The following is a 15,732-nucleotide window of genomic DNA, read 5'->3' on the forward strand; positions in this document are numbered from 1 at the left end:
CAATGATAAGAAATCAGAGAAATTCCACAATGGTTCTGTATCGCATATTTGATTTCCTCATTGTAACAGTTTGCTGGAATGGCGCATACATTCTGCGATTTGGCCTGATGGCCTCCAATATCGATTATTCCAATTTAGAGATTCCCATGATTGGCGTAGCGGTGGCTGTTATCACACTCTTATTCTTTTCTCACAATGATTTATATACATCGCAGCGCTATTTCTCCTGGCACCATGAATTACTTTCAGTTTTCAAATCGCATTTTCAGGCCATTTCCACGGTAATTGTTCTTCTGTATGCCTTAAACCCCTCCAGACTGTCTAGGATTATGCTGCTTACTTATAGCATTTCGGTTGTTTCCCTATCTTTAGCTAGTCGACTTCTCATGAAATCACTTCTAATACTGCGCCGGCGTAAGGGGTTCAATCTCAAACAAATGGTGTTGATAGGCGCGAATAAATCAATTCTTGAATATGCACAAAGGGTAATTCAAACTCCCGAACTGGGGCTCAGGATAATAGGCTGGCTGGATTCCCGGGGCAAGGCCGGGAAACTCGATATCCCGGAACTCTCTTCGGTCGAAAATATTCCTACGGTTCAGGGAGAAGAATCGCCAGATGCACTGATTATTGGCTATGAAGTTAAGGATTATCCGAGTCAAAGTACTGTTTTGGAACATTTTAACAAGACAGTGATTCCAGTATGGATACTGCCCGATATAGAGCACACTTTCATCGGATATACAATCGAGTCATTTCACAGCATTCCCATGCTCAAGATAAATGCTCATCGTCTTTCGATTTTGGAAAGTCTAATCAAACGTGGTATTGATATTCTGGGAAGCCTTCTGGCTCTGATTATTTTGTCCCCTGCTTTCCTGTTAATTTCGATTATCGTGAGAGTAAGTTCCAGAGGACCAGTTTTTTATAACCAGGAGAGGGTGTCGCAAAATGGACAACTATTTATCATGTGGAAATATCGTTCGATGTTTGTTGACTCGGAAAGGAAATCCGGCACGGTGTGGACAAAGAGAAATGACTCGCGAATAACACCATTCGGAGCTTTTCTACGAAAAACATCACTTGATGAAATTCCGCAATTTTGGAATGTACTAAAAGGGGATATGAGCTTGGTAGGTCCAAGGCCGGAACGGCCGGCTCTTATCGAAAAATTTCGCAACCAGATACCTTCGTATATGCTGCGTCATAAGATGAAATCGGGACTCACAGGCTGGGCCCAAGTAAACGGCTGGCGAGGCAACACCAGCTTGGAAAAACGAATTGAATTCGACCTTTATTATATTCAAAACTGGTCGATATGGTTGGACATCAAGATTCTGTTCTTAACCTTCCTTCGAGGATTCGTGAATCCCAATGCCTATTGATTCCCTAAACGGGTTGAAAGTTGCGTTGGTGCACGACTGGTTGATATCTCCTGGAGGCGCTGAACGGGTTCTCAAGGAATTTGCTTATCTGTTTCCAGAGGCTTCTATTTTCACCGCTGTATACGATAGGAAGACGATGGGGAGCATGTTTGCTGAAAACCGTATCTTAGTTTCCTATATGCAGAGAGTCCCTTTCGCAAAAAAGCACTACAGAAAAATGCTTGCCTTAATGCCCAGGGCATTTGAAGAATTCGATCTTAGTGATTTCGATCTGATACTGTCGAGTTCATCATGCTGCGCCAAGGGTGTTATCAGCTCAGCAAGCACACTCCATATCAGCTATGTTCACACACCAATGCGATACGCCTGGGAACTTTATCCAGACTATATCAGGCAAGTTGGATTTCTAACCCGCTTGGCAATGAGAATTCAGATGTCCAGTATCCGCCAGTGGGATGCTCTTTCCGGAATTAGAGTTGATAAGTATCTTGCTAACTCAAGAGAAGTTGCGGCTCGAATCTCGAAAACCTATCGACGAGATGCTGCGGTTCTTCATCCTCCAGTTCGAACTGACTTCTATTCGCCAGATTCCAATCCTGATAGATGCGATGATTACTATCTTGTCGTATCACGATTAGTTGCATACAAGCGAGTAGATTTGGCTATCAAGGCCTGCAATAAATTGGGCAGAAAGTTGATAATAATAGGCAGCGGTCCACAGGAAAAAAGGCTGAAGAAACTAGCGGGCCCGCAAATCTTCTTTTTGGGAGAGGTCTCAGATAGCAGAATCAGGGAGCACTATCGCAACTGTCGCGCTTTTTTGTTCCCCGCATTTGAGGATTTTGGTATTACTCCGGTTGAAGCTCAGGCTTGCGGGAGGCCAGTAGTCGCCTTGGGGCGGGGTGGCGCATTAGATACGGTAATTCCTGGTTTGACAGGTGTGTTTTTCGATGAGCAGGCAGAGGACTCACTCATCAATGGAATCAGAGAACTTGAAAACCACCACTGGGACAGCGTCAAAATTAGACATCATGCCGAGAAATATGACAGGAAGATTTTCCTGTCAAAACTCCAAGGTTTTATACTGGAAGCGCTAAATGATTTTTCCAGCATTGAACACAGAGTGCTCTAAGAACACAGAGTACGAGTTCTAGCTAGGGAAAATCCTGGTGCCAGTTTTCTGGTTGTGAAGGATCGCCGGAAATCGAGAATTGATATTCAATTTTGTAAGAATCTTTCTCGTTCTTCTCAGGCGGAACAGGTGTCAGAGTTGTGACAACTTCTCTAGGTTGTGCTGGCCTCCGCGTAGGATCCTTTTCAATCCACTTAGTATCACCCAAAGCTGAAAGTATGATCGCCGCTGTATCCGCCGTACTCATCAATCGATTATCCTGTTTAAACTTGAATTCAGAGTTGAAATTCTTTACCATCAACAGTGAATGATATGCGGCGGAACCTTCTACGCCTTCGCCATTGCGAGCTCTAATTACAGGTAATCTGGGCCATAATGGCGACGGGCCATAGTGTCCGTGATCGGAAACAATGACAATCTTGCTTTCATTGAACACCTCATTTTCACGCATCCAATCAAAAAAATTGGCCAGCTCAATCAAGGCCCGAATGGAGGCATAATATGGCCCGTCTCTATCTACCAGCATGAAGTCGTATTCGGAAAAATAACGACGCCCGCCAGTGGTTTCAGTTGTTATTTTCAATTCTTTATCGATGGCCCACGGCGAATGCGTGAGTTCGTTATTTATGAACTTGAATGCCGGTTTCCCCATGTCGACTGTTGTCAGTTTTCGCAGCAGTGATAAATATGCCAAATGATTAACAGTATTGCGTATGTTCAATTCACCCCGATTTATATTCAGCCATCTGCCCTGAGTATAGATGAATGGTCGAAGTACGAATGGGCATGCCTTAAACAGTCCGATAACTGAGAAGATAAGCGCGTATTGTCCAGATGAGTAATGAAGATTCAATTCCAAGGCTTCTTCATCGGAACTAAGCCAGTATTCGACAAAGGACTCAGGATGCACAACGGTGATGTCCCTCTTATCCGACTCTTTTTCAAGGTTGAAATAGACTGGATTTACATAAACGGTTTCGTAGCCGCTAGCATTGAAGGCCTCAGAGTATACTCCATAGGCCTCGGAAAGGCGCTTCTTCATTGGGATTCCGGGATTGTTATTCACATTATGAGGAGCGAACTCGTCTCCACCCAGTATCCCAGGAAGCCCGGCAAATGTGGCCGTTCCCAAAGATATGGTATTGGGATACCATACAAACCCCTCGAAACTGGCTCTAAGCCTCGGATATGATTCGAATATTTCCGGAATGAATCCGCCTGTAAACATATCCATCATAAAAAGCAAAACGTTTTTGTCCCTTGAAAGCCGAAATACAGTCCTTGCATTTTCCGGTAAATAAGCACTCTTTCCATTAACTCGCCAAAGCTCGGGACTAACGAATACATTCATGGCTGTCTGCCCCAATACCATGAAGTTCAAAGCAATCAATACCCAAAGCGCGACATGTGAAAACTTTCTTACAAGATAATACAGGCCGCATCCTGTAATCAGAATAAGCACTATTTCCGCGATTTGAAGCAGCTTCTCACGGATTCCATAGAGCCGGTCGAAACCCAGAAGTGATCCTGGGTTCGAGAACAGAATGACATCTAGATGCCCATAGTCTCCAGGCAAGATGTAGGTATACAACCAGGCGCTAAGGCCGATAACCGCTGCCAGAGGAGCAATCAGTCCCCGCATTTCCATTAGCCTGGTTCGATAAAACAGATAGGTTAAGACTACGAAAGCCATGCAGTACAGAAGATGCCAAAGAATGAGCTGAACCAAGGGGAACGGTAAGGATTCGAAGTCCGAAGAATGTATTGTCAAAGGTGAGTAAAAGAAGATAAGTCCGCAGCAAAGCAGCATACCGCATATAAAAAGGGAGTCTAGATGTTTGCGCCCATGTCTGTAGAATTGATTCAGAGACTTGGAGAAGGCATCAGTTACTGCATAGAGAGTGAGCAGTAGCAACACGGGGATTTGGCTCAAAATAAAATACATCAACTCTGTGTAACTGATAGAAGATATGTTTGGTAGAAGCAAAAACCCATGCATGAATAGCGATACAACAATAATAAGGGCAAGTAGTACCCGCCTTCTGTCAATTATCCGTTGTCGAAATTGAGTAAAAGCCAGATAGATTATGAGCAGCTCAAGGGTTATGGAAAGAGACACCTTGAAAACGAGTAGATGCTTATCCAGTATTATTGCTGGAATCAGGATTAGCAATCCAATGATTGCGGCCAATACCTCCAATCTATTTGGAATCGCTATGCTTTTTCTAGAAGTTGTTGTCATCTATACCATTGAGAGACCGATCAAGTTTCCAATATGATACGTGATATTTAAAATGCCCTGGCTCGAACCATTCCTCTATTCTTTGTTTTTTATAATATTGTTCAATGTTCTGAAGATCGACAACGCCGCCCTCCTTTTGCATATTGCAATTTCTGATAACATACATTTTTTCCGGCAATTGCGCTTCATCTACTTCGGCTCTCTGAAAATATCCGTAGGCTACATAGTTATACTTATACAGAGCAAACCAAGCGCTCGATGGGCCATAAATCATGGCATCTTTGTCTTCCGGAATGATTTTCCTCAGTCGCTCAACATAATTGGGCCAAGAAAAATCCCTCTGATTCCAAAACAGCCATGCATACTGGGGAATCTGAAACAACAGGAAGCCAGCCATGAAGACAGGTAGAAAATTCAATCTGGCACTCATATACAGAAGTAACAATATGAAGGGTGGGTATAGGAAAACAATGTATTGGTGATTTGCCCTTGGCAGAAGAATGGAAAACAGAAGCATCATACAGATAAAAATAGGAATAAATTTATCATTACGATACTCTCTTCGAATTATGAACACTGAAACTCCTACGGCTATCACTACAAGTTCGGGCCAATGCCTCCAGGAATAGCTGTGATCGAAAAAGTACTTAAATATTGAATTCCCTCCGATGCGATTCAATGTGTCTGAAAGACCCTCAAGCCATTTATAGTGAAGTGCCATATAGTATCCAAAACCCAGCAAACCGCCGAGAAGAAATCGGAATACGTCGGCAGGAGGATATCGGCGATTCTGCTTTGCAGTGCCTATCAACTCGCTTAGAACAACACTCAATATATAAAATAAGCCAACCATTCCATAGGGATGGGTTTCGACGGCAACACACAAGCTTATAGCTGAAAAAAACGGACGTTTGCAAAGATACAGCGTCAGGGAAAGCGTGGATAGAAACAGCACCAGGGCATCGCTTCGAAGTCGATGTGCCATTCCATAGTACGCCTCCATTAGAAGCATTATCAATACAAAACTCAGTATAATCGGAGAAGAGTATCCGAGTATTAGAAGATTCTTTCTCCATAGGGCCGCGGCACCAAAAAGAAAGAGCGTTGAGAGTACATATCCGGCTGGTCTCGACCACGAAGTCGCCGAACCCCATGCTCCATATATAAATGCATAAGTTCTTCCAAAGATCGAGGTTCCCCCATCTCCATCAAGATATCCAAATACGGAATCATAGACATCACCCTCAGTCCAATACCCATAGGCCCAAGAAAAACTCCAGGCGTCATCTATGTGTTCATTTCGATAGCGATTATGAAATGGTATGTATAATACGATTAGGATAATGATTACTGTGAGCACAAGCAATCTTGGAATTCTCTGAGTCACGACTTCTCGTTATCGTTCACAATGATATATTCGGGCCTCTCCTTAACCTCATCGAAAATGCAACCGAGGTAGGTCCCTATAATCCCTATAGTAAGGAGCTGGACACCACTAAAAAATATAATGATTAGGGTCACAGAAGCCCAGCCGGGCACAGTCGTTATGTATTTAGAGAAATAGGAAACGAATACATACAATGCAAGAATTAACGAAACAGCCACGGTTACAAGGCCGACATGAAGCGCCACGGTTAGTGGCTTACGACTAATTGCAATCAAACCATCGGTGGCTAGACGCATCATTTTAGTAAGTGGATACTTTGTTTCTCCTACAGCTCTGGCATCTCTATCATAAAGGAATTCGAGTTGCTTAAACCCCATCCAGGCGAAGAGCCCCCTAAGGTACTTGTTCTTTTCCGACAAGGATTTAAAGGTTTTGATCACCCTCTTATCGATAAGTCGAAAATCGCCGGTATCAAGAGGAATTGGATATTCCGAAAGTCTATTTAACAGCCTGCAATAAAGACTGGCTGTCCACTTCTTGAATCGATTTTCGCCCTTCCTAATCCTTCTGCGGCCATAGACCATGTTTGCCTTCTCTTTGAGGCACAAAGCCAGCATCTCTGGAATAAGCTCAGGGGGGTCTTGGAGATCGGCATCGATGATGGCGGCATATTCCCCGCAGGATTGATGTATTCCGGCGCTGACTGCCGCTTGTTGCCCAAAATTCCGGGAAAAAGAAATGACAGAAACCCTTGAATCCCTGTTGGAAAAATCGCTTAACATGGACACTGTGTCATCAGTACTACCATCATTTACATACAATATTTCGCTATCCCAGTGGGCATTGTCAATTACCTTAAGTAAACGTCTGTGAGTCGCTCCTATAACCTGCTCTTCGTTGTAGCAAGGGACAATGATTGTCAATTTCATCAAACAGCTCCACTATCATACTTCCATGTATGCCTCAGGTAACTTACATTACATCCTAGGAGAATCAAATTTCATGCTCCCCTGTTGATTTCTGATTTTTGTCAGGATGTTCATTTTTACTTCTTTGACCATCGATAAGTTTCAGATCCTGATTCTACGCTGAATTCAATTCTGTTGATAGCAGAATGCTCTTTGGGAATTGCGTATACGAATATGTAACTATCCTCAGCCCTGTGAGGTGGAGTCATTATGATTCCTTTGGCTCCAAATTTCCTGAAGAACTTATCCGGTAATAGCCCTATGATTCTTTTATGCAGCGATCCTGAATATGTGTAATAGAAACGAAAGGATAAGTTGTCCCAATTGACATCCAAGCCTTTGTTTGCGCTGAGACGGAAATACAAAAAACATCGCCTGGCATCGCAGTACTTGGAAATATCAATCAATTTCACATCACCTAAATCTCTATTTGCAGACAACCAAGGTTCAGATTCATAGTAGTACTCAAGTCCTGGTTCCTTCCCGAACACAGCATCAAATCCGTAGTAGTTTGCAACAGCCTCGTTTACCCAATAACTCGAACTACCTTTAATATCTCTTTCAAAAACCCGCTGATTAAATCGCATGCTTGGGAGCGGCCATTCCGCTGTCGATTCATCATTTTCCAGCGCCGCTCTGGCAATAGACTTTCGCTCCTTATCCAATACTCTCCATTCCCAATATGAGATTCCATCTGAGAAAGCCAGAACTATCGATATGGCAGAGAATGCGATTAGAATCCAGACTAAAACCCGCCTAGTGACTAGACTTGGATTTGACAGGAGTGAAAGAATGGAGCATATAAAAAACGCTGATGATGCAAAGCTGGATCTCATTGGCAACGTTGGGGAAACCAGCATCAATCCGTTATTGAAAAAACCAGCTCCTATAAAAACCCAGGTTGTCCAATCGATACGACCTAACTTCTTAAGTGCCACCAAAACTAAAACCAGCAATAAGAGCAGGATTTCCCATGAAAAAATATGTAATTTCACATAGTGTGGAATATTGTTGACAAGTAAGGAAAAGAATGTTCCATCTACACCAAAGTATTCTGCCCTAATTGTATTTCCGGGCGCCGCAACCAATAGAATATAGCCGGCAAGATAGGCTAAGAAACCCGGTATCTGCCAAGATATCCGCCTGAATCCTTTTTCCTGCCTGAAAAAAAGAATCAAAAAAATATCAGGCCCGTAAGTGAGGTGGACTCGTACCCACACCCGGCAAAAAATCCCATCAATACATGCAAAATCAAGATTGGAAAACTGTTTCTGGTATATAGCGTTATGGAAAGTCTCAGGAGTAGTAGAATAAAAAAAAAGTATCCAGAGATAATTAACACTGCCCATGAGCCAAAGCGTTGTCTCCCCCAGAGTCCGAACAAATAGCCAGAAAAGATAAAAGCTGATAAGAAACAGCATCCACCTCGGTCGCCCGTAATCAGATCTGCCGCCATTTATGCTCGCAGCTGTTGAATTACTCCCGCCCCAGTACCTGCTCCTACCAAAATCAACGAGCAACAGATTTAATCCCAAAAAAACGCAGGTGTTTAAGAAACGAAAAACCGTGGTTTGCCATTTCCCCAGCAACGCCAATTGCCCTATGCCCGCGGCAACAATTCGCCCTCCCCAAGTTTGATATAAATTCCGACCCGATATTATTACATCTGTTAACGATTCTAGATGCCGGGATGTACCGAAGACCAGGGAGTATCTGTAGTCATCTGCATATAATGGAATGCAAAGATTTAAATAGAGATACCAGGAGTCAACTAGTACTATCGATAGCCAAAAATAATACTGTCCTGCGTACCTGGAGCCACTAATCGGAAAACGATTATGCTGGAATATCTTGCGCACGAAACTATTCCCGGGAACAGTATTGACATCAGATTTCGCTGCCATTCTACTCCTCCCTCCACAAAAAATCAAGCTGGGCACCCCCCCCGAAGTTACACCATCGTCAGTCAAAACAAACCGATAACATTCCAGGCGGACAATTCTTAGACTTCATAAAAACTCGCCGCCAGATAATACCTATAAATCTCTCAACTAATCAATTAGAAGATTCTGGAAAAATCTCTCGCCAAATTCTCGCCGATAGTGCTTGGTTTAAATTACGGCGGTGTAGCCTGAATTTTCTAATTAATGATTGACTTTCATTGCATGCGCTGCGTAATTTTGGAGTGGAAATGCTATCGGATGCCCATTTGAGAGTTTCGGAATCCCATATGCAAACACACAAAATCTTTCGGAATCCCGAGAAATCCTGAGTATGCAGACGTGAAATCATAAACATCGCCCTCGATCTCAACACTGATTCGACTTTATAATCTATTTCTCGTTGTAGCAGGGGGAAATCACTGTCAATTTCATGCAAGAAGTTCCTGTTTTATCGCGGCCACAAGTTTATTGTTATCCAATTTATTTCTAATCGCTAATCTGATATACTGCTTGTTGTTCGGAATACCAAGTTTTCCCGTAAGATCCTTGATAAACACTCCATGTTTAATGAGAAGTGCTCTTGTGAACTCCGTAGCTGTCATTCCTCCAAGAATCTCACAGGTAACAAAATTTGCCTGTGAAGGTATCGCCCTGATTTGAGGAATTACAGAAAGCTCACTACAGAATCGTTTTCTCTCTCTGACAATCTTTCTACATGCATTTACGTACTTATCCTTATATTTGCTAATTATTTGGAGAAAAAATTCCGCTAATGAGTTGATATTCCATATTGAAAGTCCCCTCTTAATCTCGTCCAGGTAGGCTATATTGGAACTCGCTGCCACCCCTAACCTAAGCCCTGGGATTCCATAACTCTTACTTATGCTCTTTATCACTATCAGATTCGGGAACGTCTTGAGAATTGCATCGGCAATAAGCGTATCCTCTTCGCCCTCAGTTGAGAAATCCACAAAGGATTCATCCAATATCAGTTGTATACCTTTTGTCAAAAAATACTCGAGGAGTTTTAGTACATCCTTTTTCTCTATGAAATTGCCGCTTGGATTATCGGGATTAATCAATACTAATCTGCTAAGACCCTTTGAGAACTCCTTCAACTCATCTATTCCATATCTGAAGTCCATATTGTCAGGGTTATAGAATTTTGCACTTTTCTTTTCAATTCGTTGATGATACTCGTTGAATGTCGGCGTAACAAATCCAGTAATAATGCCGGTTTTTTTCATAATGATATTTATTAACTCGGCGGCTCCGTTTCCCGTGACAATGTACTCCTTACTGGTATTGAAAAGTTTAGAAGCCAGGAGGTTCTGAACATCAATGCCTGATGGGTATTCAGAAAGCAATATATCGAAGTTACTTCTAAGTTCTTCCAGAAGTCTGCGATTTGGGAAAAAGGGATTTACCAGATAGCAGAAATCCGTTAATCCGGGATAACGCCAATATCCACCGAAACGGTTCTGTATTTTTTCTAGTTTTTCCTCTTCGCTCGAGAAGAGTATCTCGGCATCATCCAAGTCTTGTTTATCATCTATTTCATACCAAAGATCTTTTTCGTCCAGGACGCAGGCACGCAGTTCGCCATTATCAAGAAAGTTAATCACACTTAGCACTTGCTCGTAATACTCATTATATCCTATGGATTTGAGATAAGCTTCCAAAAAAGGTAGACACTTATTTTTGGAAAAATCTACAGAAAATTTGTATATATTGACAGTTTTGAAATACTTCTCTACCTTTTGAAAACTGAAATTCCCTCCTGATACAAACTCCTTGATTCGCCTATGTTTATCAATCCTAACTACTGTTCCATTCATCCATGATTGAAATCTTGACACCAGAACTAAGGAAGCCCAGGAATCGTTAATTATTCTTGGCAGTACATCGCTGCTAAAAATCAGATCGCTTTCTAAGAGCAGGGTTTCCTCTTCAAGTAGCAGGTGTCTGGCAAGATATAGGGAATAAATATTGTTGGTTTTGTCATAAATTGGGTTTTCAACATAGATGATTTTTACTCCGTTCCATGAGCTACCGACATAGGATTTAACTTTCTCACCCTTGTATCCAACTACCAGAATAATTCGACTAATCTCATGCCGAGTCAGGTTATTTAGCATCCTGTCTATAAGTGTGGTTCCACCAATCCGAACCATACATTTTGTGTTATCGTCAGTATATTCCCCAAGTCGCTTCCCCATTCCGGCGGCAAGAATCATTGCCTGCATTAGCTGTTCCCGTTTTGGATAAAGCTGTGTATCAAGTTTTTGACCAGCGAGTAGAAGTTGCTTGTAGTCCAATATAGTACAAGTCCGGAAGCGGCATTATAAAGCAAAAGCAGAAATACTGCCGCAACTATGAGAAGCTTAACCCTCTCGCCAACCCCAAAATCTCTCGCATACACAAGGGATGATAGAATGTTGAGTAGTGTCATTATAACAGGCAACACGTTAACCGACAGACTTGCAAATTTGAAAACAGCATCGGGGCGCCCCAGATTTTCGAAAAAAAGAAACGAAACACTCTCCAGTATAGGATTATGAGATAGAAGCGTGTATGCCGCAAAGAAAAAAGGGATTTGTATCAGAAATCCGAAACTGGTTCGAAGGCTCTTTATCGGGTGGTAATTGAACTCCCTATATAGCTCTACTGTTTTTTTATAGCGATCCTCTCCTTTGCAGGCTTCCTTTATTGCTGCTAGCCGCGGCGCCAGGGTACGCTGCAAGCGCCTTTCGGTATCCTGCCATTTTTCCGCAAGGTAGTAGAGAGGCAGCAACGCCGTATTAACAACAAGACTAAGTACGATAATACTGATTCCAACATTGTCCGTCAGGGAAGTGGTTCCTTGAAAAACTAGATTCATGAGGAATCTAAGAGGTGCGATAAAGATTAGTTCAAAGATTCCCATGCTATTCAGCGACTACTTTTTGTCGACTTTTTCCCTGTCTTCGGCCTTCTTGCCCTTTTTGAGAAGTCCGAACAATTTGAAGAACCACCCCTTGAAAATGAACACCAGCGTCGCAACTGCGCCTATGATAGCCGAAACAACCATGCTTCCGGTACCTGGATCAAGGTAGGCAAAGACAGGAAATATGGAAATCATTAGAAGAAAGAAGCTGAAATACAAAATTCGCAATATCTTATCCCTCCATCGGGTATTATGGGAAAACAAGTAGCTATGGGGAAGCCTCCAGCAGTTCAATCAGCTGTTTTGCGGCAACTTCCCCCGCATGATTAAAATTAAATATTGATGTTTCTCTCAGTTCTCTCATTTCATTTCTCAGATTTCTCCGCGATAAAATATTCATAATGATTTTTGGAAGCATATCCAAGTTATCATCCGATACAACGGCCCCAAGGGATCGTCCAATCTCCCGTTCCCAGACAGGCCCTTCAAGGTCTTCATGTTCGAAGTTCTTGATATCAAGTTCATAATCCAATGTAATCACAGGTTTCTCATACACGAATGCATAGTCGAAAATGACACCCGAAAGATCCGAAACCATGATATCCGAAAAAAGCATGCTCTTATGGCCAGATGAATCGAAATCCCAACTAATATGTTCAATGCTCTTGCTCGCCGTTTCCAGTTCAGTTATCAATGAAATCTCTGATTTCAATTGTTGGGGATGGGGACGAATAATGATATCAAGCCCTGTACTCGCTAGAACATCTATTAGCCTCATACGATATCGAGTAAGTGCACTGTTGGAACCCCAGGTAGGGGCCAATAGGATGTTTGCTCTCTCTTTTTGGCGATCCCTTCTTGAGCTTTTTAACTGGGCGTTCAATACATCCATATAGGGTAACCCTGTTTTTGTTAGAAGCTTCGGCTTGCTATTCCTAATCTTCTCGAGCCTTCTAATCTCGTCAATCTGATGTTCCCCTGAGCACATCACAGTGTCAAAATGATCGAAGGAGAATTTACGGTAGAAAGATACACCCGTAGGTGAATGAATCACATGGATGTAGTGCTTGACATTGGGTGACCGTTTAATCGTAAGCGTTTGGAGACCAGGCGTCGTCATAACCACAAGATTTGCTCTTAGCATGTTCATGAAGTATATGAAGCCCATTCCACGTCCTAAACAAAAACTCACGACATTCTCTGAATCCAGACATAAACCTGGATCGTCATTGTCCATCGTGAGATAGGCAAACGCTCTGTTCTTCTTGAGCAGGGATTTAATTATCGGAGCCATGGTATTCCAGTAATTGCCGCCTTCGGAAAAAAAAACTATTTCGCGATATTTTTTAGGCAATCCATGGAATTTCTTGAGTAGGCGTATGGTTTTTAGCATGCAGCTGTTTTGTTGTCAGATTTTAATAAATCTCGTACTACTTGGCGGTATTCGTTCATTCGCATCCGCGGAGAATAATAATCAAAATCAACCGCATACTTAATCGGTTTTTTCATGATTGATTTTGCAACTTTGTCGACAAAATCAATCCGATCTTCCGCAAACTTAACAGGAAGTTCTCCAAATTCACCCGGCAATCCGGTGTAATAGGAAACTATCGGTAATTTAAAGTACATGAAATGCAAGAATTTAGAGGTTAAACCAAACCATTTCATTTTTTTTGTTCTTATGAATGGAAAAATTGCAACATCCGAATATTTCAGCATTGGCATGTAGACTTCCTTGCTTAGGAATTTTGCGTAGAAGAAATTGGGAAAAAAAATCAGAATTTGTCTCTGAAATGCATTCAGGCAGGGGCCTATTATATGGAAATCGACATCCCTCAGTCTTCTTAGCAGTAAAAAAAGAGTTTTCATATCCAAAGGATGTAGGCCAACATAGATAGCATTCAAACTACCCTCTCTGAACGGATTTTTAGCTGATATCTCATCGGGAAGTGCCATTCCATTCTCGATAATGGTAGTTCGATTCCAGCAATTCTTCGGAACATAGTTCTTGTATATGCTTTTTTTCAAAATAATTAACGATGAGATCCTAAAAACTTGATTTTCGAGTTCGCAATACCAACGTCCTCTGCCCAAAGCGAGATTCACAGAATCCGATTGACGATAAACTACTTTCGCAGTTTCTGGTATTTCGGGCAGCAACAATAGGGGTTTGCCACTCTCAAGTACTACAAAACTATATGAGGAGAGGTTGACCACATTGCCCAATGATCGGATGTTGATCAGGCGGATGATTTCAAACAAGCAGCGGGGAATCCACCACATAAACCTATCGACATATGGAAGCCATGTAAACGAAGGCCGCAAGCAACTAACCTTGATACCTGGCGGAGGGGGTATTTTGGGCGTGTAGAATGCTCGTGGAAAGTTCAGATGATCCACATCCCAACCCTCTCGTTCAAAGGCTTCTGTCAGCACATCCATACCCCTACTCGTTCGGGAGAATGGATATGAGGAGACAAGAAGAACTCGCCGTTTAGAATCCCCCAATTCTAATTTTTCTGACTGCATCGTCCCCGCTAATAGTTATTTTGCTTTCCAGCGAAGTCGAGTGGTAGGAAAACATGATAGGCTCTCTATCAAGTTGAATCGCTGCATTTTGCGACTCAACTTCACCGGTTACGACGTTCTGAATTATAACATCTGATTTGATATCGGACAGGTCCAGTTCTTGAATACCAATCTTCGACCAAAGAAAGAGTACCCGTTTCCCCTCGCTGTTCCCGTAGCTAAACGCATGGACGGTTTTATCTGTTGGAGATTCAAGAATTGTCAATTTCTCAATGTATTCCAGTCCTGTCAATGCGCTTGCAACCCGGCCCCAGGTTTCCAAGCCATTCTTAGGGATGTAATTTCCATCCGATTCCCTGTAAAGAAGGGCAAAGGAAGCATCTTCAAATCCTTTGGAATCCTTCTCGTTCTCCATTGTGGTATATAACTGAAACCAGGTTATTATCCTTGCTCCCGCGGCGGTTAATCTGATTAAGCTCTCGGCTATTTTGAGAGGGAGGGCTTCGACGGTAACTCTATAAGGATAAAGAGATTTTGTGGGATATCCCACCTCGGTTATCCAGAGTTCTTTGGAATCGTAACCCCTGTCATCCATGTCCTTTCTAACACCGGCAACCCATTTTGCCTGAGTCGGAATCCAGTATCCATAGGGATGGATTGAAAGAGCGTCAGCCCCTTCGAGTATGCCCGCATCAAGTAACTTTCTCGCATAGCTTCTTCCTCCAATCCATGGATTTAGCATGATGGAGCCAACCGCCACCGGTATTTCGGGTGCAATCGTTTTCAGATACGAAACGGTTTCACTGCATAACTCAAAAAACTCACTGTCGCTGCCGTCCCAGAATAAATTCATATTGGGTTCATTCCATATCTCGAAACCCGCTATTAATTCCCCCCAGCGGTCATATACTTTTTCCACATATGTGAGAAATTCTGGGATATACTCGACGCTGATATAGCGTTTTCTGTTACCCTTGTGACGGACTTTTGGATGATCGTAGCTTAGCATCAAAATGATTCTGCGCTTGCTCTTTGCAGAACTGATAATTAACTGATCGTAACGGCTGAAATCCCAATCGCCGTCAGCCCCCTCCAACAAGCTCCAGCTGACGCCCATGCGAACGTAGCCTGCGCCTAGTCTATTGAATATTTCCATCTCAGCCTCGTTACCTGGGGCATCGCAGAATCCGAAACCAAGACCGTTTTCTGACCAAAGCAAC

12 protein-coding genes are annotated in these 15,732 nt (G+C 42.6%); 2 read left to right on the plus strand and 10 right to left on the minus strand.

The window, feature by feature from the left end; translation table 11 throughout:
• Positions 1-2: 2 nt before the first annotated feature.
• Positions 3-1,385, plus strand: coding sequence for an undecaprenyl-phosphate glucose phosphotransferase (locus tag S1OALGB6SA_RS07800; protein WP_124033088.1), 1,383 nt, complete (start codon positions 3-5; stop codon positions 1,383-1,385).
• Positions 1,375-2,517: a glycosyltransferase gene (locus S1OALGB6SA_RS07805; RefSeq protein WP_230204501.1), complete on the plus strand. Its 1,143-nt coding sequence runs from the start codon at positions 1,375-1,377 to the stop codon at positions 2,515-2,517. Before S1OALGB6SA_RS07800 ends, S1OALGB6SA_RS07805 begins: the two co-directional genes overlap by 11 nt.
• A gap of 22 nt (positions 2,518-2,539) precedes the next feature.
• Here the strand turns inward: S1OALGB6SA_RS07805 and S1OALGB6SA_RS07810 are convergent, their stop codons facing one another.
• The 10 genes from S1OALGB6SA_RS07810 to S1OALGB6SA_RS10315 form a co-directional block, all read right to left on the minus strand.
• Positions 2,540-4,759, minus strand: coding sequence for an LTA synthase family protein (locus tag S1OALGB6SA_RS07810; RefSeq protein WP_124033089.1), 2,220 nt, complete (start codon positions 4,757-4,759; stop codon positions 2,540-2,542).
• On the minus strand, positions 4,743-6,146 hold the full coding sequence (locus tag S1OALGB6SA_RS07815) for a hypothetical protein (protein WP_124033090.1): 1,404 nt from the start codon (positions 6,144-6,146) through the stop codon (positions 4,743-4,745). The genes S1OALGB6SA_RS07810 and S1OALGB6SA_RS07815 overlap by 17 nt, the downstream gene beginning before the upstream one ends.
• On the minus strand, positions 6,143-7,075 hold the full coding sequence (locus S1OALGB6SA_RS07820; protein WP_124033091.1) for a glycosyltransferase family 2 protein: 933 nt from the start codon (positions 7,073-7,075) through the stop codon (positions 6,143-6,145). The genes S1OALGB6SA_RS07815 and S1OALGB6SA_RS07820 overlap by 4 nt, the downstream gene beginning before the upstream one ends.
• 116 nt (positions 7,076-7,191) lie before the next feature.
• The gene (locus S1OALGB6SA_RS07825) at positions 7,192-9,018 is read right to left on the minus strand and encodes a DUF6056 family protein (RefSeq protein ID WP_124033092.1); all 1,827 of its coding nucleotides are present in this window, start codon (positions 9,016-9,018) and stop codon (positions 7,192-7,194) included.
• Between the two features lie 467 nt (positions 9,019-9,485).
• Positions 9,486-11,303: an aminotransferase class I/II-fold pyridoxal phosphate-dependent enzyme gene (locus S1OALGB6SA_RS07830; RefSeq protein ID WP_124033093.1), complete on the minus strand. Its 1,818-nt coding sequence runs from the start codon at positions 11,301-11,303 to the stop codon at positions 9,486-9,488.
• Entirely contained in the window at positions 11,303-11,983 is a 681-nt protein-coding gene (locus S1OALGB6SA_RS07835) for a YidC/Oxa1 family membrane protein insertase (protein WP_124033094.1), read from the minus strand. Before S1OALGB6SA_RS07835 ends, S1OALGB6SA_RS07830 begins: the two co-directional genes overlap by 1 nt.
• A 12-nt stretch (positions 11,984-11,995) precedes the next feature.
• Positions 11,996-12,211 carry a hypothetical protein gene (locus S1OALGB6SA_RS07840; protein ID WP_124033095.1) on the minus strand — a complete coding sequence of 72 codons (216 nt, stop codon included), beginning with the start codon at positions 12,209-12,211 and terminating at the stop codon, positions 11,996-11,998.
• Positions 12,212-12,251: 40 nt separating this feature from the next.
• Positions 12,252-13,337 (minus strand): CDP-glycerol glycerophosphotransferase family protein, encoded by a 1,086-nt coding sequence (locus S1OALGB6SA_RS07845; RefSeq protein ID WP_195910373.1) that lies wholly within the window; start codon positions 13,335-13,337, stop codon positions 12,252-12,254.
• 32 nt (positions 13,338-13,369) lie between these two features.
• A complete protein-coding gene (locus S1OALGB6SA_RS07850; RefSeq protein ID WP_124033097.1) occupies positions 13,370-14,425 on the minus strand; it encodes a glycosyltransferase family protein in 1,056 nt (351 codons plus the stop codon).
• A gap of 52 nt (positions 14,426-14,477) precedes the next feature.
• On the minus strand, positions 14,478-15,732 hold a 1,255-nt coding region (locus tag S1OALGB6SA_RS10315), incomplete at its 5' end, for an alpha-amylase family protein (protein ID WP_195910374.1).

Origin of the sequence: Olavius algarvensis spirochete endosymbiont (assembly GCA_900608495.1) — a bacterium.
Lineage (GTDB): Bacteria > Spirochaetota > Spirochaetia > DSM-2461 > DSM-2461 > UBA2779.

Excerpts from the sequence above, each read along its gene's own strand:
- S1OALGB6SA_RS07800 (WP_124033088.1), top strand. The coding sequence starts at position 3 with ATGATAAGAAATCAGAGAAATTCCACAATGGTTCTGTATCGCATATTT.
- S1OALGB6SA_RS07805 (WP_230204501.1), top strand. The coding sequence starts at position 1,375 with ATGCCTATTGATTCCCTAAACGGGTTGAAAGTTGCGTTGGTGCACGAC.
- S1OALGB6SA_RS07810 (WP_124033089.1), bottom strand. The coding sequence starts at position 4,759 with ATGACAACAACTTCTAGAAAAAGCATAGCGATTCCAAATAGATTGGAG.
- S1OALGB6SA_RS07820 (WP_124033091.1), bottom strand. The coding sequence starts at position 7,075 with ATGAAATTGACAATCATTGTCCCTTGCTACAACGAAGAGCAGGTTATA.
- S1OALGB6SA_RS07825 (WP_124033092.1), bottom strand. The coding sequence starts at position 9,018 with ATGGCAGCGAAATCTGATGTCAATACTGTTCCCGGGAATAGTTTCGTG.
- S1OALGB6SA_RS07830 (WP_124033093.1), bottom strand. The coding sequence starts at position 11,303 with ATGCAGGCAATGATTCTTGCCGCCGGAATGGGGAAGCGACTTGGGGAA.
- S1OALGB6SA_RS07835 (WP_124033094.1), bottom strand. The coding sequence starts at position 11,983 with ATGGGAATCTTTGAACTAATCTTTATCGCACCTCTTAGATTCCTCATG.
- S1OALGB6SA_RS07850 (WP_124033097.1), bottom strand. The coding sequence starts at position 14,425 with ATGGATGTGCTGACAGAAGCCTTTGAACGAGAGGGTTGGGATGTGGAT.